The organism is Vreelandella sp. V005 (genome assembly GCF_052645115.1).
The window spans coordinates 1-17,764 of record NZ_JBQXYA010000010.1; the positions used below are offsets into that span (position 1 = coordinate 1).

The 17,764-nt window shown below is 54.5% G+C and carries 19 protein-coding genes; 16 read left to right on the forward strand and 3 right to left on the reverse strand.

Annotation, left to right across the window (positions count from 1 at the left end):
* The 13 genes from ACUN8H_RS17005 to ACUN8H_RS17065 form a co-directional block, all read left to right on the forward strand.
* The coding region (locus ACUN8H_RS17005; protein ID WP_445533012.1) for an FAD-binding protein at positions 1 to 236 on the forward strand (236 nt) is incomplete at its 5' end.
* A gap of 202 nt (positions 237 to 438) precedes the next feature.
* Positions 439 to 1,050, forward strand: coding sequence for a superoxide dismutase (locus ACUN8H_RS17010; RefSeq protein WP_290702617.1), 612 nt, complete (start codon positions 439 to 441; stop codon positions 1,048 to 1,050).
* Between the two features lie 250 nt (positions 1,051 to 1,300).
* Entirely contained in the window at positions 1,301 to 1,522 is a 222-nt protein-coding gene (gene nrdH, locus ACUN8H_RS17015) for a glutaredoxin-like protein NrdH (RefSeq protein ID WP_290702618.1), read from the forward strand.
* Positions 1,523 to 1,531: 9 nt separating this feature from the next.
* Positions 1,532 to 1,966: a class Ib ribonucleoside-diphosphate reductase assembly flavoprotein NrdI gene (gene nrdI / locus ACUN8H_RS17020; RefSeq protein ID WP_445533235.1), complete on the forward strand. Its 435-nt coding sequence runs from the start codon at positions 1,532 to 1,534 to the stop codon at positions 1,964 to 1,966.
* Positions 1,948 to 4,128, forward strand: coding sequence for a class 1b ribonucleoside-diphosphate reductase subunit alpha (nrdE, locus tag ACUN8H_RS17025; RefSeq protein WP_445533236.1), 2,181 nt, complete (start codon positions 1,948 to 1,950; stop codon positions 4,126 to 4,128). The genes nrdI and nrdE overlap by 19 nt, the downstream gene beginning before the upstream one ends.
* A gap of 80 nt (positions 4,129 to 4,208) precedes the next feature.
* Positions 4,209 to 5,180, forward strand: a complete 972-nt coding sequence (nrdF, locus tag ACUN8H_RS17030; protein WP_290702621.1) for a class 1b ribonucleoside-diphosphate reductase subunit beta — start codon at positions 4,209 to 4,211, stop codon at positions 5,178 to 5,180.
* A 46-nt stretch (positions 5,181 to 5,226) separates the two neighbouring features.
* Complete coding sequence (locus tag ACUN8H_RS17035) at positions 5,227 to 5,628, forward strand: NUDIX hydrolase (RefSeq protein ID WP_445533237.1); 402 nt, start codon at positions 5,227 to 5,229, stop codon at positions 5,626 to 5,628.
* 210 nt (positions 5,629 to 5,838) lie between these two features.
* Positions 5,839 to 6,621, forward strand: a complete 783-nt coding sequence (locus ACUN8H_RS17040; protein WP_445533238.1) for a DUF3450 domain-containing protein — start codon at positions 5,839 to 5,841, stop codon at positions 6,619 to 6,621.
* A gap of 56 nt (positions 6,622 to 6,677) precedes the next feature.
* Positions 6,678 to 7,994 carry a MotA/TolQ/ExbB proton channel family protein gene (locus ACUN8H_RS17045; RefSeq protein ID WP_445533333.1) on the forward strand — a complete coding sequence of 439 codons (1,317 nt, stop codon included), beginning with the start codon at positions 6,678 to 6,680 and terminating at the stop codon, positions 7,992 to 7,994.
* A 1-nt stretch (position 7,995) separates the two neighbouring features.
* Positions 7,996 to 8,538, forward strand: a complete 543-nt coding sequence (locus tag ACUN8H_RS17050) for a MotA/TolQ/ExbB proton channel family protein (RefSeq protein WP_445533239.1) — start codon at positions 7,996 to 7,998, stop codon at positions 8,536 to 8,538.
* On the forward strand, positions 8,531 to 8,938 hold the full coding sequence (locus ACUN8H_RS17055; protein WP_445533240.1) for an ExbD/TolR family protein: 408 nt from the start codon (positions 8,531 to 8,533) through the stop codon (positions 8,936 to 8,938). Before ACUN8H_RS17050 ends, ACUN8H_RS17055 begins: the two co-directional genes overlap by 8 nt.
* The gene (locus ACUN8H_RS17060; RefSeq protein WP_445533241.1) at positions 8,935 to 9,711 is read left to right on the forward strand and encodes a TonB family protein; all 777 of its coding nucleotides are present in this window, start codon (positions 8,935 to 8,937) and stop codon (positions 9,709 to 9,711) included. Before ACUN8H_RS17055 ends, ACUN8H_RS17060 begins: the two co-directional genes overlap by 4 nt.
* 2 nt (positions 9,712 to 9,713) lie before the next feature.
* The gene (locus ACUN8H_RS17065) at positions 9,714 to 10,775 is read left to right on the forward strand and encodes a tetratricopeptide repeat protein (RefSeq protein WP_445533242.1); all 1,062 of its coding nucleotides are present in this window, start codon (positions 9,714 to 9,716) and stop codon (positions 10,773 to 10,775) included.
* Positions 10,776 to 10,813: 38 nt separating this feature from the next.
* Here ACUN8H_RS17065 and xthA read toward each other — a convergent pair whose 3' ends face one another.
* Both xthA and ACUN8H_RS17075 read right to left on the reverse strand, forming a co-directional pair.
* Positions 10,814 to 11,641, reverse strand: a complete 828-nt coding sequence (gene xthA / locus ACUN8H_RS17070; protein ID WP_445533243.1) for an exodeoxyribonuclease III — start codon at positions 11,639 to 11,641, stop codon at positions 10,814 to 10,816.
* Positions 11,641 to 11,895, reverse strand: a complete 255-nt coding sequence (locus ACUN8H_RS17075; protein ID WP_445533244.1) for a hypothetical protein — start codon at positions 11,893 to 11,895, stop codon at positions 11,641 to 11,643. The genes xthA and ACUN8H_RS17075 overlap by 1 nt, the downstream gene beginning before the upstream one ends.
* 144 nt (positions 11,896 to 12,039) lie before the next feature.
* Here ACUN8H_RS17075 and rhlB point away from each other — a divergent pair, with 144 nt between their 5' ends.
* On the forward strand, positions 12,040 to 13,314 hold the full coding sequence (gene rhlB, locus ACUN8H_RS17080; protein ID WP_445533245.1) for an ATP-dependent RNA helicase RhlB: 1,275 nt from the start codon (positions 12,040 to 12,042) through the stop codon (positions 13,312 to 13,314).
* Positions 13,315 to 13,319: 5 nt separating this feature from the next.
* Positions 13,320 to 15,449, forward strand: coding sequence for an ATP-dependent DNA helicase DinG (gene dinG, locus ACUN8H_RS17085; RefSeq protein ID WP_445533246.1), 2,130 nt, complete (start codon positions 13,320 to 13,322; stop codon positions 15,447 to 15,449).
* Between the two features lie 53 nt (positions 15,450 to 15,502).
* On the opposite strand, the gene ACUN8H_RS17090 is transcribed toward dinG, so the two are convergent.
* Positions 15,503 to 16,579 carry a 3-deoxy-7-phosphoheptulonate synthase gene (locus ACUN8H_RS17090; protein ID WP_445533247.1) on the reverse strand — a complete coding sequence of 359 codons (1,077 nt, stop codon included), beginning with the start codon at positions 16,577 to 16,579 and terminating at the stop codon, positions 15,503 to 15,505.
* Positions 16,580 to 16,991: 412 nt separating this feature from the next.
* On the opposite strand from ACUN8H_RS17090, the gene rpoE reads away from it, so the two are divergent.
* Positions 16,992 to 17,591, forward strand: coding sequence for an RNA polymerase sigma factor RpoE (gene rpoE, locus ACUN8H_RS17095; protein WP_295709034.1), 600 nt, complete (start codon positions 16,992 to 16,994; stop codon positions 17,589 to 17,591).
* The last annotated feature ends 173 nt before the right edge of the window (positions 17,592 to 17,764 follow it).

The following is a 17,764-nucleotide window of genomic DNA, read 5'->3' on the forward strand; positions in this document are numbered from 1 at the left end:
ACGCAGGCTTTGTGCCTAACGACATGCAGGTCGGTCAGACCGGTAAGATCGTCGCGCCCGACCTGTACATTGCGGTAGGCATCAGCGGGGCGATTCAGCACCTGGCGGGCATGAAAGACTCCAAGGTAATCGTCGCCATCAACAAAGACGACGAAGCGCCGATCTTCCAAGTCGCCGACTACGGCTTGGTAGGGGATCTGTTCGAGATCCTGCCGGAGCTGGAAAGTAAGTTATAAGGCGTTGAGCAACTGACTCAGCAGAGAGCCGACTTCGCCAGAAGTCGGCTTTTTTGTCGCAGGTGTATTAGGTAAATTGCCAATAGTTGACTAAAGTACTGGGGCAAAGGGTAAGAAAAAACACCCCGACGGTTGAAAAAGCTGCGGGCTGACCGCAGATAAGTAAGTGAACGCAACGAAAGCCACTCAAGGAGATGATGATATGGCACATACACTACCCGAACTGCCGTACGCATACGACGCTCTCGAACCAAACATCGATGCAATGACGATGGAAATTCACCACTCTCGTCACCATCAAACCTACGTCAACAACCTGAACGCTGCGCTTGAAGGCACAGGTCTGGAAGACGTACCCGTTGAAGAGCTCGTCGCGAACCTGGATCGTGTTCCAGAAGCCAAGCGTCAGGCCGTTATCAACAATGGCGGTGGGCATGCTAATCACTCTATGTTTTGGCAGATGATGTCGCCCAATGCCGGTGGTAATCCGCAGGGTGATGTTGCTAAAGCTATCGACTCTGAATTGGGCGGCCTCGAAGCTTTCAAGGAAGAGTTTAAAAAAGCGGCTGTGGGTCGTTTTGGTAGCGGTTGGGCGTGGCTCTCCGTTACCCCTGAGAAAAAATTAGTGGTTGAAAATACGCTGAACCAAGACAGCCCGTTAATGCATGGTAATACACCGGTGCTGGGGCTGGATGTTTGGGAGCATGCTTACTACCTGAAGTATCAAAACAAGCGTCCTGACTATATTGCTGCGTTTTTTGACGTAGTGAATTGGGAAGACGTAGAGCGTCGTTATCAAGCTGCGATTAGCTGATGAAAGCGCTATGACCTGCTAGCAGTGCCAGTAAATGGCGCTGCCAAAAGCCGCCCACTTTTGTGGGCGGCTTTTTATTGCCTGGGATATGGCTGGGCAATAGCTGTCAATAACCTGTGGGTAAAAAATACCACATATGCTTGAATTGATTTTCCCATGGTCTATATATAGTATGAGTTGTGTCTTCAAGAAGGGTAGGGCACAAGATGTGCGCTACCCGAAAAATGCCGCTATGAAAAGGGGATTAGCCATGGAAATTCAGATTTATAGCAAGCCAGCTTGTGTTCAATGCACCGCTACTTACCGCGCGTTAGACAAGCAGGGACTCGATTACAAAGTGATCGATATAACCGCCGAGTCGGGTGCGCAGGAAGAAGTAGAAGCCTTAGGCTATCGCCAGCTCCCCGTCGTGGTAGTAGGCGAAGATCACTGGTCGGGCTTCCGTCCAGATCGCATCCAAGCACTGGCTTAAACCAACCACATGCTGGCAAGTTGCTCACAAACCTCTGTGGCCGGCAGTTTGGTGTACTTCTCTACCAAGTCAGGTAATACCCATCGTTTTGTGGAAAAACTTGGTCTTGCTGCAACGCGGCTGCCGCTGAATCGAGATGCGCCTGCTCTGCGCGTAACCGAACCCTATATTTTAGTTACCCCTTCGTATGGTGGGGGGAGCGCCCAGGGCGCGGTACCTAAACAGGTCATCCATTTCCTCAACGATACGCATAATCGGGATCTGTTGCGGGGCGTTATTGCCGCAGGAAACACCAATTTTGGCGAAGCATATGGCCTTGCTGGCCGAATTATTGCGAAAAAATGCCACGTGCCGCTGCTGTATCGATTTGAACTGTTTGGCACCAACGACGACGTGGTCAACGTGCGCAAAGGAGTAGAAGAGTTTTGGAAACGACTAACGTAGCGACTCAGAATGTAGCAGAGACAAAACGGCCTTCGGCGGCGCCTGAGGCGCGAACGCTGGATTACCACGCGCTCAATGCCATGCTTAATCTCTATGGTGCCAACGGTGAACTACAGCTGGATAAAGATCGCGAAGCGGCCCGTCAGTATTTTTTACAGCACGTTAACCAAAACACGGTGTTTTTCCACTCGTTAGAGGAAAAGCTCGATTACCTGGTGGAAGAGCAGTACTACGAAGCCGAAATGCTGGCCCAGTACAGCTTCGCCTTTATCAAAGCGCTATTCGAGCAGGCCTATGCGTATAAATTTCGCTTTCCCAGCTTTTTGGGCGCTTTTAAGTATTACACCAGCTATACGCTGAAGACGTTTGATGGCAAACGCTATTTAGAGCGCTACGAAGACCGTGTTTGCATGGTTGCGTTGACTCTGGCGAGAGGCGATGAAGCGTTGGCAAAGTCACTGGTAGATGAAATCATCTCCGGCCGTTTCCAGCCTGCGACGCCTACTTTTCTTAACTGCGGTAAGCAGCAGCGCGGTGAGCTGGTGTCCTGCTTTCTGCTACGTATTGAAGACAACATGGAGTCGATCGGACGCTCCATTAACTCGGCGTTGCAGCTTTCCAAGCGCGGCGGTGGCGTGGCTTTCCTGCTTAGTAATATTCGCGAATCTGGCGCGCCGATCAAACGTATAGAAAATCAGTCATCGGGCATTATTCCGATTATGAAGCTGCTGGAAGACGCCTTCTCCTACGCCAACCAGCTGGGCGCACGCCAGGGGGCGGGAGCAGTTTATTTAAATGCTCACCACCCCGATATTCTGCGCTTTTTGGATACCAAGCGAGAAAACGCCGACGAGAAAATTCGCATTAAAACGCTCTCGCTGGGCGTGACCATTCCGGATATTACCTTCGAACTGGCCAAGCGCAACGACGATATGTACCTCTTTTCGCCCTATGACGTGGAGCGGGTTTATGGGGTGCCATTTGGGGATATCAGTGTTACCGAGAAATACCAGGAAATGGTGGCGGATGCGCGCATCCGTAAGCATAAAATCAATGCACGCGCCTTCTTCCAAACACTGGCAGAGCTTCAGTTCGAGTCGGGCTATCCGTACATCATGTTCGAAGATACGGTCAACCGCGCGAACCCGATTGCTGGTCGCATCAACATGAGCAACCTGTGCTCGGAAATCCTCCAGGTCAATACACCGACCGAGTATGATGATGATCTGGGTTATCGCCATGTGGGCCAGGATATCTCCTGTAACCTGGGCTCCATGAACATCGCCAAGGTAATGGACGCAGGTGATATTGGCACCAGCGTGGAAATTGCCATCCGCGGCCTGACAGCTGTCTCCGAGATGAGCAACCTGAGTAGCGTGCCTTCTATTGCCGAGGGTAATGCCAAATCTCGGGCGATTGGCTTGGGCCAGATGAACCTGCATGGCTTCCTGGCGCGGGAGCATATCTACTATGGTTCTGACGAAGGTTTGGATTTTACCAATCTTTATTTCTACTGCGTGGCGTTCCATGCCATTCGGGCATCCAACCGCTTAGCGATTGAGCATCAAGAGTCATTTGCCGGTTTTGCCGATTCTACCTACGCCTCGGGGTCATTCTTCGACAAGTACACCGATCAGGCGTGGTTGCCGCGCACTGAGAAGGTGCGCACGTTGTTCGAGCGCAGCGGTATTGCACTGCCGACCCAGCAGGATTGGCAGGAGCTTAAAGCCTCGGTGATGGCGAATGGCTTGTACAATCGTAATCTCCAGGCGGTACCGCCTACGGGCTCGATCTCTTACATCAATAACTCCACCTCCAGTATTCACCCGGTGGCGGCGAGAATCGAGATTCGTAAAGAGGGTAAGCTTGGTCGTGTTTATTACCCTGCACCGTTCCTCGATGAAGCCAACTTCGACTACTTCCAGGACGCCTACGAGATAGGCCCGGAAAAGATCATCGATACCTACGCAGAAGCCTCGCAGCACGTTGACCAAGGCTTATCGCTGACGCTGTTCTTCCCTGATACGGCCAGCACTCGCGATATCAATAAGGCGCAAATTTACGCCTGGCGTAAAGGCATCAAAACGCTTTATTACATCCGCCTCCGTCAAAGTGCCTTGGAAGGCACCGAAGTGGAAGGCTGTGTGTCGTGCACGCTGTAGTCAGCAAGCAACTTGTCTCTGTTATTGAATGCCCGGTGTTGATCGCCGGGCATTGAACGCTACGTTTTGAGAGCAATGCCATGAACACCATGCAACGTATATCGCGGGTCGATGCGATTAACTGGAACCGGCTCCAGGATGATAAAGACCTGGAAGTGTGGAACCGCCTGACCAGTAACTTCTGGCTGCCCGAAAAAGTGCCGCTATCGAATGACATTCAGTCGTGGAATACGCTTACGCAGCAAGAAAAACAGCTGACCATTCGTGTGTTTACCGGCCTCACACTACTAGACACCATTCAAAGTAGCGTGGGCGCGCCGGTGTTGATGGAAGATGCTCGCACTCCCCATGAAGAGGCGGTTTACACTAACATCGCCTTCATGGAGTCGGTGCACGCACGCTCTTATAGCTCGATTTTCTCGACGCTCTGCACCACGCGTGACGTTGATGACGCGTTTCGCTGGAGTGAAGAGAACCCCACACTGCAAGCAAAATCGCAGCTGATTCTGGAGCGCTATCGCTCGGATGACCCGCTAATGCGTAAAGTCGCCAGCGTGTTCCTTGAGTCGTTTCTGTTCTATTCCGGCTTCTATCTGCCCATGTATTGGTCAAGCCATGCCAAGTTGACCAACACCGCCGACCTGATTCGCTTGATCATTCGTGACGAAGCAGTACACGGCTACTATATTGGCTACAAGTTCCAGCAAGCCCTGGCGGAAGCGACGCCAGAGCGTCAGCAAGAAGTCAAAGATTACGCCTACGAGCTGCTGCTGGAACTTTACGACAACGAAGTGCGCTACACCGAGTCGCTGTATGACGAAGTTGGCCTAAGTGAAGATGTGAAGAAATTCCTTCATTACAACGCCAACAAAGCGCTGATGAACCTCGGCTACGAGCCGCTGTTCCCCAGCAGTGTGACCGATGTCGATCCCACTATCATGGCAGCGCTTTCGCCCAATGCCGACGAGAACCACGACTTTTTCTCCGGCTCCGGTTCTTCCTATGTGATCGGTAAAGCCGTCGCCACCGAAGACGATGACTGGGCATTCTGATAGCTTTAATGGGTAACGGTTAAGAGTAAAAAGTGAAGGAGGAGGTATGCCAGGGAGTGCCACTGACGTACTAAAAATTGCCGCTGCCGTGGTCAGTGACCATGAGGGGCGCTTGTTGTTGGTGCGAAAGCATCATACATCTTTCTATATGCAGCCCGGCGGTAAGATCGAGAAAGGCGAGAGCGCGCTAGCAGCACTATGTCGCGAGCTACGCGAAGAGCTGGGCTTGCAGGTTAACGAGGATCAACTGATCCCTCTGGGCTTGCAAACTGCTGAGGCGGCTAACGAACCTGGCGTGATGCTAGAGGCGAACCTGTTTGGCCTCGTGATTGACGAGCCTGTCGAAGCGGCGGCTGAAATTGCCGAAGCAAAGTGGGTAACCCGTGAAGAGGCTTGGCAGTTGTCTCTAGCGCCGTTGACCAAAGCATATATAGCAGCAGAGCATTAAAAAGATTTGAACCATGAAAGGCGCCTATGGCGCCTTTTTTTATGCATAAGAGGAGGGTGAAATCGTTTGTTTGTTAATGATAAATATTGTCATTAATTATATTAGTGGTAGGCTAGGCGGTGCAAAATATAAACGCAAATCGTTCTTATACTTAATTAGTTTTTAGTTGGGTGGTGTTAGCCGCCCGCTACTCAGTGACGGAGAGTCGACGTGCTGAACAGGCCTTTCTTTGCCTTGCGTGGATGGTGGCTAGCGGGAGCGCTGGCCGGCGGCACGCTGCTGGTAAGTGAACAAGCAATGGCTCAAGCGGCTGAAAGTGTAGAAGCTCAGCAAGCCCAGGCAGCGCTTCAAGAGCAGATTGATGCTGCCGATGAGCAAACCCGTGAGCAGTTGGCAGAGCTGCGTCGCTTAGAGCGCGAAACTCGTCAGCTAGAAGCGGACAACGCCTCACTCACTGGGCGCTTGGCGGAAGAGGCCGAGCGACAGCAGCGTCTTGCAACCGCCCTGGATACGCTGGAGGAGACGCGTGCAGCGCTACCTGTGATTGAACAAAATATGTCCGTTCAGTTGAGTCAATGGATTGAGAGTGACCTGCCTTTCCTGCGTGAGGAGCGCTTAGCGCGGGTGGAGCGGCAGCCTGATGAACAGAGCGCCAACACCATCGAACGCATTAATGGCCTGCTCGAAGCCTGGCGGGTTGAACTCGATTACGGTCGTGAGATGGATAGCTGGCGAGGGCGCTTAAGCCAGGATGGCAGCGAGCGTGAAGTGGATTTCTTGCGTGTGGGCCGTATCGGCTTTTATTACCTAACGCCAGACGGTCGTGAGGGTGGCGTGTGGCGTGCGGAAAGTAGCGCATGGCAGCCATTAGATGACGAATATCTGCGTGAAGTACGCAACGGCCTGCGCATGGCAGAAGATCAGCGTGCCCCTGAGCTATTAACGTTACCGCTCTCAGTAAGTGCGAATGATCAACAGGGAGAGCAGCCATGACGCTTATTCGTTTAGTGCTGCATCGCCTGGTGGCTATCGGCGTGCTGGTGGCGCTGATGGTGTTTAGTGGGGTAGCCACCGCGCAAAATGACAGTACCACCTCCTTACGTGAAGCACGCGAAGCTGCACAGGCGCGCGACCAGCAGCGTTTAATGGGTTTTCTAGATGACCAGCAAGCACTCGCATCTGCTCTTGAAGAGGCGCGTAGCAACTACGAAAGCGCGCAGCAGCAGAATGACGCTCTTGAGGCCCAGCAGGCGGAGCAAGCAGATCAAGCCAGCGAGTTAAGTGAGCGTCAGGCAGAGCAGGGCGAAGCGCTAGCCGGTTTATTATCGAATCTTGCCCGACATAGCTCTGAAGTGCGTAATGCGCTGGGTGAAGAGAGTTTGCTTACCTTGGAAGAAGGGTCGCTGCCGCCACGTCTAGATGATGTCGAAGTGCTTGAGCGTCATCAGCTAGAGAATGTTGTGGATCACTTGGCGGTGTTAACTGCGCGTACGGGCCAAGCCGCGCGGCTTTCTTTACCGGTCGCCGACGCTAGCGGCGAAGTCGCCACTCGAGACTTGGTACGTCTTGGCGATTTCGCCGTTTTTACCGAGAGCGAGCTTTTAGAGCGCGGTGAAAACGACGGTAATCTCGTCGTGCTACCCCGCACACCCAATAATATAGGCACGTTACTAGCGGAGTATTACCAAGGCGAAAGCAACGTTTTTGCGGTGGATCCTACCCAGGGCAGCGTGTTGGAGGCCTTGGCCCAGCAGCCTAGTCTGTGGGAGCGCTTCCAACAGGGTGGTTACGTCGGTTACGTGGTCGTTGCATTAGGCATTTTAGGTTTGATCATTGGCTTAGGGCAGTACCTCTATTTAGTCGTCGTCAGTCTGCGTGTTAACCGGCAGCGTCAGTCGCTCAGCCAATTAAAAGCGAACAACCCCCTGGGACGAGTATTGCTACGCTTTGAAGGCATGGACAAGCATCAGACCCCGGAAGCACTGGAAGCACGCCTGGATGAGGCGGTGCTGGCTGAACTGCCCAAGCTCGAACGCAGTCAACCCATGGTCAAACTACTGGCGGCGATTGCACCGTTGCTTGGCTTGCTGGGGACAGTGACCGGCATGATTGTGACTTTCCAAGCAATTACTGTCTTTGGTACTGGGGACCCGCAACTGATGGCTGGCGGTATCAGCCAAGCGTTGGTGACCACCGTGCTGGGCCTGATTACTGCAGTTCCCTTGCTGTTCGTGCAGACAGCGCTGTCGGGCCGTAGCCGCTATTTAACTCATGTCATCGAAGGGCAGGCGAGCGCGACACTGGCGGACCATTTAGAGTCTCACTCGTCCAATAATACGCCCGCTTACACGTCGGCGGTGAACTGAAATGTCCGCTTTTCCACTTTGGCTCGAGCCCGTTGAGCGCTTGGTTGAGGCGGGCGGTGCAGTGCTGGTCGTGTTGGCCGTCGTGGCGGTGCTGGTGTTTGCCATGGCCATGGAGCGTTGGTGGTACTACCGAATTACCTGGCGTATTGCGCGGCATCAGCTGCTACGCCGTTGGGCAGCGCGCAGCGATCACACCAGTTGGAGTGCTCGCACGCTGCGTCATGTCTGGGCTGAGGCGCTGGTGGCTAGGCTGCGCAAGCCGTTGCCATGGCTGAAGCTGCTGGTCGCGCTTTGTCCATTACTAGGCTTGTTAGGTACGGTGACCGGGATGATCAGTGTGTTCGACAGTCTATCGTTAAGTGAAACACATCAAGCGCGTGCCATGGCCGATGGCGTGGCCCGGGCCACGCTACCAACGCTGACTGGCATGGCAATCGCCGTGGTGGGACTTTTATTTATTAGTCGGTTAGAGCATGTTATTCGTCGTGAAGACCAGCGGCTGCATGATCGCTTGGCGCGGGCACTGGAGGAGAGTGATGCGTAGACGCCGTTCTATAGATGCGACTGCTGAGAGCAATGAGGTGAACCTAACCCCCATGCTTGATGTGGTATTTATCATGCTGATTTTCTTTATCGTCACGACAAGTTTTGTCAAAGAGAGCGGCGTTGAAATTGATCGCCCAGAGTCCAGCGCGGCCACGCCGAGGCCCGATGCCCAGGTGCTTGTCGCGGTCTCACCAGAGGATGCGGTGTGGGTGGATGGCCGTCCGGTTGATATTCACCGGGTGGGCCAGCAAGTGGCCGATATGCTCAGTGAAGATGGTTCGGTGGTTATCCAGGCGGATCGCGAGTCTACCACCGGTCTTTTGATCGAGGTCATGGACCGCTTACGTGAAGCGGGCGTTGACAAAGTAGCGGTGGCGGCGAGTCGGAGTGGGTCATGATGCGACATTTGATGTCGTTACTCGGTGGCGTTTTGCTGGCGGTAGGCCTGTTCTGGCTGCTGGCCCAGTTGGTTGCCCCCCCTGAGCAGGAGCCGGAGGAACTGACGATGAGCATGGCGATGACCATGGTCGAAGCGCCTGAGGTTGCCCCAGAGCAGGAGGCACCACCGCCTCAGCCGGTCGAAGCAGCGCCGCCACAAGCGCCGCCACAAGCGCCGCCGCCCATGCCTACTCCCGAGCCGCCTCCGGTCACCGAAAGCACGATTAGTTTGCCCGAGGTAGAGCTTCCGGAGGAGCCCGTTGAGCCGGTTGAAATGGATAGTGAACTGCCTGAGCTTACCGAAGTAGAGCCAGAGCCTGCTCCAGAACCCGCGCCGGAGCCCCCGCCACAGGAAGCGCCTCCAGAGCCAGCGCCAACACCGCGCGCCGCTTCAAGCGTAGCCGAGAGCCAGCCTGCCCCACGGGAGACTGCCCCGGCAGCGGAACCAGCACCTTCCAATGAGCCGGTGAGTGTCGGCCAGGCCACGCCGACCAGCCGGGTGAATCCAGCGTATCCAGCGCGTGCGCAGCGTCGTGGCATGGAAGGGTTTGTAGAAGTCGCCTTTATGATTCGACGTGATGGCAGTGTTGATGCTTCTTCGATACGCATCACGAATGCGCAGCCGCGCCGTGTATTTGACGATGCTGCGAGGGAGGCTATTGCGCAGTGGCAGTTTGAATCCAGCAATCAGTTGCGCAATGCCACCCAGCGGATAGAGTTTCAGTTGAGGTAGCTATGAAGCGACTTTTGATTTTATTGCTAAGCGTGTGGTCGATTTCAACGCAGGCGAGCCCTGCGCTGCCTGGGGATATTATAGCTGACCTCAACGCGCTGCAGAGCCAGTTGCAAGAGGGGTCGCTCAGCGGTGTCGTCGAACATGCAAACGCCCAGGCAGAGCGGCTAGCCTCAGGGAATCAATCGGATCAATGGGCGAGTGCCCTCTATCAACAGCTGGCCGCTGGCGCCTTGGCGCGACAAGATCAACCTGCGGCAGCAGCGGATCGGCTGGCAATCGCCCGGGGCCTCAGCGGGGTCGATGATGACCAAGCCACTAAGTGGCTTCGTGAAGAGGCTTCACTACGCCGGGCTGCTGGCCAGCGTGATCAAGCCATTGAGCTACTTTCCGAGTGGTTAACCCTTCAGCAGGATAGCAGTGCCATGTGGCAGCTAACCCGCCTATTGGCGCAGCAAGCGCGTTGGGAGGAGGCCGCTAACTGGCTCGGGCAGGCACTGAATGAGGAAAATGCGTTAACCGAGGCGCAGCAGGCGTTAACGCTGGCAATTTACCGCAATGCTGGGCAAAGTGACCAGGCCTTGAATTGGCTGCTAGACGGATTGGACGCGCAAAGCGACCTGTCTGATTGGCGCCAGGCGGCTGGCCTAGCGCAACAGGCCGGCCAGCCAGGAGTGGCCGCTGGCCTTTGGGAGATGGCGTGGCAGCTAGATAAGCTGACCGAGCAGGAAGACCGCTGGCTGTTGATTCAGCTTCATCTGTCGGGCGGTACGCCTGCCAGAGCTGCCGAACACCTTGAGCAGGCCCTAGCAACAGGCGATATCGTTCGCGATGAGTCCAATCTGCGCTTGCTGGCGAACACCTGGCAGCAGGCGAAAGATGTGGAGAAAGCCTTGAGCGCCTGGCAAGCTCTGGCGGTTCATACCCAGGCAGCCGCTGATTGGCGGGCCTATGGCCAGCTCGCCTACGCCTGGGGTGAGAGCGAACGCGCTCAGCGGGCATTTTCTCAAGCTTCAGAGCTGGGCGATGAAGAAGCCGCCCAATGGCTGACTAGCTTTAACTAGACAGTGCGAAAACGAGGCAGCACTAAAACTAAAAAGCACTAAGGCATGAGCGTAAGCGCAAAGTCACTCCAGGTCGGCGCATGATCCGAGGGGCGCTCCATGGCGCGCAGCTCGTAATCGATCCCGGCACCCGTGGCCTTTTCGGCGAGTGCCTGGGTAACGAGAATATAGTCGATACGCAGGCCGCGCTTAGGTTCCTGGTTAAACCCTTTAGAGCGGTAATCAAACCAGCTGAAGTGGTTCTCACTTTGCGGATAATGGAGGCGATAGCTATCCATTAGCCCCCACGCTTTGATGCCTTCAAGCCATCCGCGCTCGATAGGCTGAAAGCTGGTTTTGCCTTCGCGCAACCACCGCTTGCGGTTGGCCTCACCAATACCGATGTCCCGATCTTCTGGCGAGATATTAAAGTCGCCCATGATGGCCAGCCGTTCTTCAGGTTGGTGCTGCTGATGAAGCAGGCGCGCTAACTGGGCATAAAAGTGCTTTTTATTAGGGAATTTGGTCGGGTGAGTGACGTTTTCGCCCTGAGGAAAATAGCCGTTCCATACTGTTACGGCTTCACCGTCGTCTGCCAGCAGGCGGACGCCAATCATGCGGCGCTGAGCGTCCTCTTCGTCATCCGGAAAGCCGTAAAACACCTCCTGGGGCGCCTGACGGCACATTAGAGCGACGCCATAATGGCCCTTTTGGCCATGATAAAAGACGTGATAGCCCATGGCTTCTACGTCGGCAATCGGAAACTCGCTATCCTGAACCTTGGTTTCTTGCAGACCAATCACGTCAGGCTGCTGGGTGTCGATCAATGCCTGCAGTTGATGAAGGCGCGCCCGAATGCCATTAATGTTGAATGAAACTAACCGCATTACGAGTCATCTCCCTTAGGGGTGTCCGACTGGCTGCCTTTATCAGGGTGAATCGCGATCTGCTGACCACTCTGTTGGCGAGCGAGCTTTCTCACCGCCTGGAGTTTGCGCTGATGCTGCTTTTTCGCTACAAAGCGGCGCGAAGGGGCTACTTGGTCAGGATTGTCGTGGCGCCATTTTTTATAATCTTTCCGCCGGCCGGTACGAATAGTTACCTTATCGGCCAGTGAACGAGTTTTTTTCTTACGCGTCATGTCGCGCTCCTTACGTCGATTTGACGGCTATTCTAACAGGCCTTGGGACTCCTTCGACAGCAGGACGCGCTCTTATCGCCAAGCCCTGGTACAATGCGCACGTCAAGAAGCCAACTTCCACAGCAATGGACAGATAGACAGCCTATGAGCGAGTCGGAACAGACCACAGCACCGGCCCAGAACCGCAAGCCAAAACGCCGCCGTCGTAAACCGCGTCGTCGCCAGTCGAACTGGGATCTTCATCAGTTTCAGGTGCCCGCCGTGGCCGGCAAGTGGCGCTTTCATGACTTTGATCTGCCGCTGCCCTTAATGCGCGCTATTCATGCCCAAGGGTTTGAGTACTGCACTCCTATCCAAGCGGAGGCCCTGCGCCAAACGCTATTAGGTGGCGACATTGTCGGCAAGGCGCAAACGGGAACCGGTAAAACCGCGGCCTTTTTGATCTCGGTGATGGCCTACTTCCTGGAAGAGCCCACGCCCAATGGTCAAAAGCCGGGGGCGCCGCGTGCCTTGATTATTGCGCCTACCCGCGAGCTTGCGCTGCAGATCGAAAAAGATGCTAAAGCACTAGCGCGCTTTACCCAGCTTAATGTGGCAAGCGTGGTTGGCGGTATGGACTACCAGAAGCAGCGTGAAAGCCTGGGTAGCAAGATCGATATCCTGGTGGCAACACCTGGGCGCCTGTTGGATTTTCATCAGAAGCGCGATATCGACCTCAATGAAGTCGAAGTGTTGGTGTTAGATGAAGCCGACCGCATGTTGTCGATGGGCTTTATCCCCGATGTGAAGCGAATCATTCGCTACACGCCGAAAAAAGAGGAGCGACAGACCTTTCTATTCTCTGCCACCTTTACTGACGATATCTTGAACCTTGCCAGTCAGTGGACGCTCGATCCTGCCCACGTTGAGATCGAAGTAACCGTTGAGAATCAGGCGGACATTGATCAGCGTGTGTATATGGTGTCCGATGACGATAAGCAGCGCTTGCTGGTTAATTTACTTCAGCAAGAGAGCTTTGAGCGCGTGATGGTGTTTGGTAACCGCCGCGATTTGGTGCGCAAGTTAGACGATGTGCTCAAGAAAGCTGGCGTTAGCGCCGCGATGTTGTCTGGTGATGTGCCGCAGAATCAGCGTATCAAAACACTCGAAAGCTTCCGTGAAGGCGAGATTCAGGTGTTGGTTGCGACTGATGTTGCTGGCCGTGGCATTCATATTGAAGACGTTAGTCACGTCATCAATTACACCTTGCCGGAAGACCCGGAAGACTACGTACACCGTATCGGTCGTACCGGTCGCGCTGGTGCCAAGGGTGTGTCGATTAGCTTCGTCGGCGAAGAGGATGCGTTCTCGCTGCCGGAAATCGAACGCTATATCAACGACAAGCTACCTTGCGTGCATCCGCCGGAAGGTATGCTCTAAACCGCATGCTTGATACTGCCCTCAAAAGCGAAATTCAAGACGCTTACCGTCGCGTGGTGGACACGCTTGAGCTGACCCCACGCTACGGACAGCGCATGATGATCGCCGAAATCGCCCGCACGCTAGGTAATATAGAGAGCGACAACGAAGGCAAGCGCACCAGTGATACCCACGTCTGTGTGCTTGAAGCGGGTACTGGAACGGGTAAAACGCTGGCCTACCTGATCGCCGCTTTGCCGATCGCGAAAGCGCGCGGCAAGCGGCTGATTATCTCCACTGCCACGGTCGCTCTTCAGGAGCAGGTGCTTAACCAGGACTTACCTTCACTCGCCAGCCACAGCGGCATTGCCTTTCGCTATGCACTAGCCAAAGGACGTGGCCGCTATGTGTGCGTAGCGCGCCTGGACCAGGCGCTCGAAGGGACTGAGCCCAACCCGACGCTGTCGCTGTTCGAGCAGTCGCTGCAAACACAAAGCAGTGACTTTACGGTTATTGCCAGCGATATGGCGCAAGCGTATGGGCAGGGCGAATGGGAAGGGGATCGCGATAACTGGCCGGAAGCGATTGAGGATGCCCATTGGCGACGGCTAACGGTGGATCATCGCCAGTGCACGGGCAGGCGCTGCGGACACTTCGGGGCCTGCGCGTTTTTCCGTTCCCGTCGTGAGCTTGAGAACGCTGACGTTATCGTCGCTAATCACGACCTTGTGCTGGCTGACTTGGCATTGGGCGGCGGCGCTATTCTGCCCGACCCGGCGGACTGTATCTTTGTGTTTGATGAAGGCCACCACCTCCCCGAAAAGGCGCTTTCCCACTTCGCCCACCGTTTTGCGGTACACGGCTGTTTACGCTGGCTGAAAACGCTAAAAAGCAGTTTGACCGATCTACACCAAGCGTTAGCGATTCAGCCCACGGTCTCGCGTTTATTGGTGAGCCTGCCCGAGCTGATTCATAACCTGGAGCCCGCGTTAGGCGATGTGTTCAGTATGGGGCATCAATTGGCGGACAGGCCCAACGGCCTAGCCGATGAAGAGGCTACCCACCAATCGCGGTTTGAAAAAGGTCAGGTGCCCGACGCTTTACGTGAGCAGGCACAGCAATTGCTCGTGATGTTCGCGTCGCTTTCTCGCTGTTTGGAAAGTATCAGCGACATTCTGCGCGAAAGCCTGGATCCCGATAAGCAGACCGGTCTTGATCGTGAGCAAGCGGAGGCCTGGCTGCCGTTGGTGGCGTTGCTTCATGGGCGTGCGTTAGAAGCGCATGCATTGTGGCAGGCGTTTAGCGAGCAGGATGTCGCTAACGAGGCACCTAGCGCCCGTTGGATAACCTTGAGCCGGGTAGGGGGCGAACCTGAAGTTGAGTTTTCGGCTAGTCCCGTTTCGGCTGCGCATACCCTGGCGAAGCATTTGTGGGGTCGCTGTCATGGGGCGGTGGTCACCTCGGCTACCCTGACGGCCTTGGGTCGTTTTGAGCGCTTGCAGGAGCGTGCCGGGTTAGCCAATCGTTATCGCTACCAGGCATTGCCGAGCCCCTTTGATTACGCCAACGCCGTGCTGCGCGTGCCTAAGGAAGCCACCGACCCTGGCGATCGAGAAGCTCATGAGCGAGCAATCGTGTCGTTTGTATCGCAGCTAGCGGACACCGAGGCGGCGCTGGTGTTGTTCTCTTCCCGTGCGCAGCTTCGCGCGGTAGATAAGGCATTGCCTGCCGAGATCAAGGCGCGAGTGTTAGCTCAGGATGCACTTCCTAAGCGTGAGCTGATCGAGCGGCATCGGGCGGCAGTTGACCGAGGCGAGGGCAGTATCATCTTTGGCTTGGCGAGCTTTGCCGAGGGGATAGATCTTCCCGGCGACTATTTGACGCATGTGGTGATTACGCGCCTACCCTTCGCGGTGCCCGATGACCCCGTTGGAGCCACGTTAGCGGAGTGGATAGAGAGCCAGGGCGGCAATGCGTTCATGCGTATCAGTGTGCCGGATGCGTCTATCAAGCTGGTGCAGGCCTGCGGGCGCTTGATTCGCAAAGAGAGTGACCGGGGGACGATTACCTTACTGGATAAGCGGGTGATTACTCGCCGCTACGGGCAAGCATTGTTGGATGCACTGCCGCCATTTCGGCGTGAAATTAGCCGTTAAAAGGGTATTAAAAACCCCGCCGAAGCGGGGCTAAAGACTTACTTGGTAAAGACCTACTTGTCGATTCGCTTGGCTAGCGTGTCGGCCAGTTTGGCGTTCATGCGGTGGAATGTGTTCACTGTCGTATCCCAGTCAATGCAGGCATCGGTAATCGAGACGCCGTACTGCAACTGGCTTAGGTCTTGCGGCAGTTTTTGGTTGCCCCAACCAATATTGGATTCAACCATGAGGCCAATAATGGAGGTGTTGCCTTCCAAAATTTGGTTGGTGACGTTTTCCAGAACCAGTGGCTGCAATGCAGCATCTTTATTGGAATTGGCGTGGGAGCAATCAATCATGATATTGGGCGACAGCTTGGCTTTCTCAAGTTCCCGCTCTGACAGGGCTACGCTGACGCTGTCGTAATTGGGTTTGCCGTTGCCGCCGCGCAGAACGACATGACCATAAGCATTGCCGCGTGTGCGTATAATGGCCACTTGGCCTGCCTGGTTAATGCCCAGGAAATTGTGCGGGCTGGCCACGGACTGAAGCGCGTTAATCGCCACGTCTAAACTGCCGTCGGTACCGTTTTTAAAGCCGACGGGGCAGGAGAGGCCAGAAGCCATTTCACGGTGCGTTTGTGACTCTGTAGTACGCGCGCCAATCGCCGACCAGCTAATGCAGTCTTGCAGATACTGGGGCGAAATAGGGTCGAGGGCTTCGGTAGCTAAAGGTAAGCCCAGTTCAGCCAGGTCTACCAATAGTTTGCGTGCGATGTGTAAGCCTTTATCGATCTCAAACGAGTCGTTAAGGTGAGGGTCATTAATCAAGCCTTTCCAGCCCACTGTGGTGCGTGGTTTTTCAAAATAGACGCGCATCACGATATACAGACTGTCGCTGACTTGATCGGCCAGTGTGCGGAGGCGGCGAGCATAATCAAGCGCTGCGTCCACATCGTGAATCGAGCAAGGGCCCACTACGACAAGCAGTCGCGGATCGTTGCCATCCAGGATATTCTGAATGGTTTGTCGGCTCTCGATAACCGTGCGCTCTGCCGCCTCGGTCAAAGGGACTGCGTTTTTGAGCGCTTCTGGCGTGGTAAGAACGTCTTGAGCGAGGACGTTAAGGTTATTAACCTGCTGTTCTGACATCTTGCTACCTGTGCTTGCGTAATGGTCGGAAAAAAGAGAGGGGCGAGAAAAGTGGCATCTACTATCGCTTGTCGAGTAGGTAAAAATCAATTGTTGTGGAACTATAGCGGCATCCAGAGTGTCAGCCGCAGGGTTTGGCGAAAGGCGGTAAGCGGTTGATGTACTTTAAAGAACGCGCAACACTGGGCTCTGTTTTTAAAACCTGGGCTCTGTCGTTAAAACTGGGTTCTGTCGTTAAAAATTAGTACCGTTAAAATGCAGCTATATTGTCGAGCGATTTTTTCGCTCTTTTATCCACTCTATTATTAATCAATGCCCAAGGGACGCTATGCTGCTTGCTGTGAACGCCCACTGGTTAGGGCTAATAGGAATGGGGCTCGGCGCATGTCGTACGAGCTGGAGGAGCGTGTGAATGGGCACTCGGGAAACAGACCAACAGCTTGTTGAACGTGCCCAAAAAGGTGATACGCGCGCTTTCGATTTGCTGGTAAAAAAATACCAGCACAAAATTATCGGTCTGATCGGACGTTACGTTCATGACCATTCTGAAGTTCAGGATGTTGCGCAGGAGGCGTTTATCAAGGCCTATCGTGCCTTGGGTAAGTTTCGTGCCGAAAGCGCGTTTTATACCTGGATGTACCGTATTGCTATCAACACTGCGAAAAACCACTTGGTTTCACGAGGCCGTCGTCCGCCAGGTAGCGATCTAGATATTGTCGATGCTGAAATTGTCGACCAAAGCGGGCGCTTGGCCGATTCTGAGTCACCAGAGGCGGCTATTGCACGAGATCAGCTTGAGGCAGCGGTTTACCAAGCAATTGAAAATTTACCTGATGATCTACGTACCGCGATTACTTTGCGGGAGCTGGATGGTCTTGCTTATGAGGATATCGCTCAGGTAATGCAGTGTCCGGTGGGCACTGTTCGTTCACGAATTTTTCGCGCTCGTGAAGCGGTCGATGAGCATATTCGTCCGCTAGTGTCGACGGCTAGGAACAGTCGCGATGAATAACGGACAGTGGTGAAAAGCAAAAAAGGAAGGTTTTACTTTTTTTGTGAACTGTCTGGCATGTTTAGCGTCATACGCATGACTATCTCAATGAGCACATTGGATGCGTCGATGTGCAGAGTGTCATGAGCTTAGCGTTGTAAGTAAGCTGGGTTTTACTTAGTTGGTTTACGACG

Bases quoted from the DNA above. Each gene is read 5' to 3' on its own strand.
- ACUN8H_RS17035 (WP_445533237.1), top strand. From the start codon at position 5,227: ATGCCAGGGAGTGCCACTGACGTACTAAAAATTGCCGCTGCCGTGGTC.
- ACUN8H_RS17055 (WP_445533240.1), top strand. From the start codon at position 8,531: ATGCGTAGACGCCGTTCTATAGATGCGACTGCTGAGAGCAATGAGGTG.
- dinG (WP_445533246.1), top strand. From the start codon at position 13,320: ATGCTTGATACTGCCCTCAAAAGCGAAATTCAAGACGCTTACCGTCGC.
- nrdF (WP_290702621.1), top strand. From the start codon at position 4,209: ATGAACACCATGCAACGTATATCGCGGGTCGATGCGATTAACTGGAAC.
- xthA (WP_445533243.1), bottom strand. From the start codon at position 11,641: ATGCGGTTAGTTTCATTCAACATTAATGGCATTCGGGCGCGCCTTCAT.
- ACUN8H_RS17090 (WP_445533247.1), bottom strand. From the start codon at position 16,579: ATGTCAGAACAGCAGGTTAATAACCTTAACGTCCTCGCTCAAGACGTT.
- rpoE (WP_295709034.1), top strand. From the start codon at position 16,992: ATGGGCACTCGGGAAACAGACCAACAGCTTGTTGAACGTGCCCAAAAA.
- nrdH (WP_290702618.1), top strand. From the start codon at position 1,301: ATGGAAATTCAGATTTATAGCAAGCCAGCTTGTGTTCAATGCACCGCT.
- ACUN8H_RS17065 (WP_445533242.1), top strand. From the start codon at position 9,714: ATGAAGCGACTTTTGATTTTATTGCTAAGCGTGTGGTCGATTTCAACG.
- nrdI (WP_445533235.1), top strand. From the start codon at position 1,532: ATGCTGGCAAGTTGCTCACAAACCTCTGTGGCCGGCAGTTTGGTGTAC.
- ACUN8H_RS17045 (WP_445533333.1), top strand. From the start codon at position 6,678: ATGGTGTTTAGTGGGGTAGCCACCGCGCAAAATGACAGTACCACCTCC.
- ACUN8H_RS17050 (WP_445533239.1), top strand. From the start codon at position 7,996: ATGTCCGCTTTTCCACTTTGGCTCGAGCCCGTTGAGCGCTTGGTTGAG.
- ACUN8H_RS17010 (WP_290702617.1), top strand. From the start codon at position 439: ATGGCACATACACTACCCGAACTGCCGTACGCATACGACGCTCTCGAA.
- rhlB (WP_445533245.1), top strand. From the start codon at position 12,040: ATGAGCGAGTCGGAACAGACCACAGCACCGGCCCAGAACCGCAAGCCA.
- ACUN8H_RS17060 (WP_445533241.1), top strand. From the start codon at position 8,935: ATGATGCGACATTTGATGTCGTTACTCGGTGGCGTTTTGCTGGCGGTA.
- ACUN8H_RS17075 (WP_445533244.1), bottom strand. From the start codon at position 11,895: ATGACGCGTAAGAAAAAAACTCGTTCACTGGCCGATAAGGTAACTATT.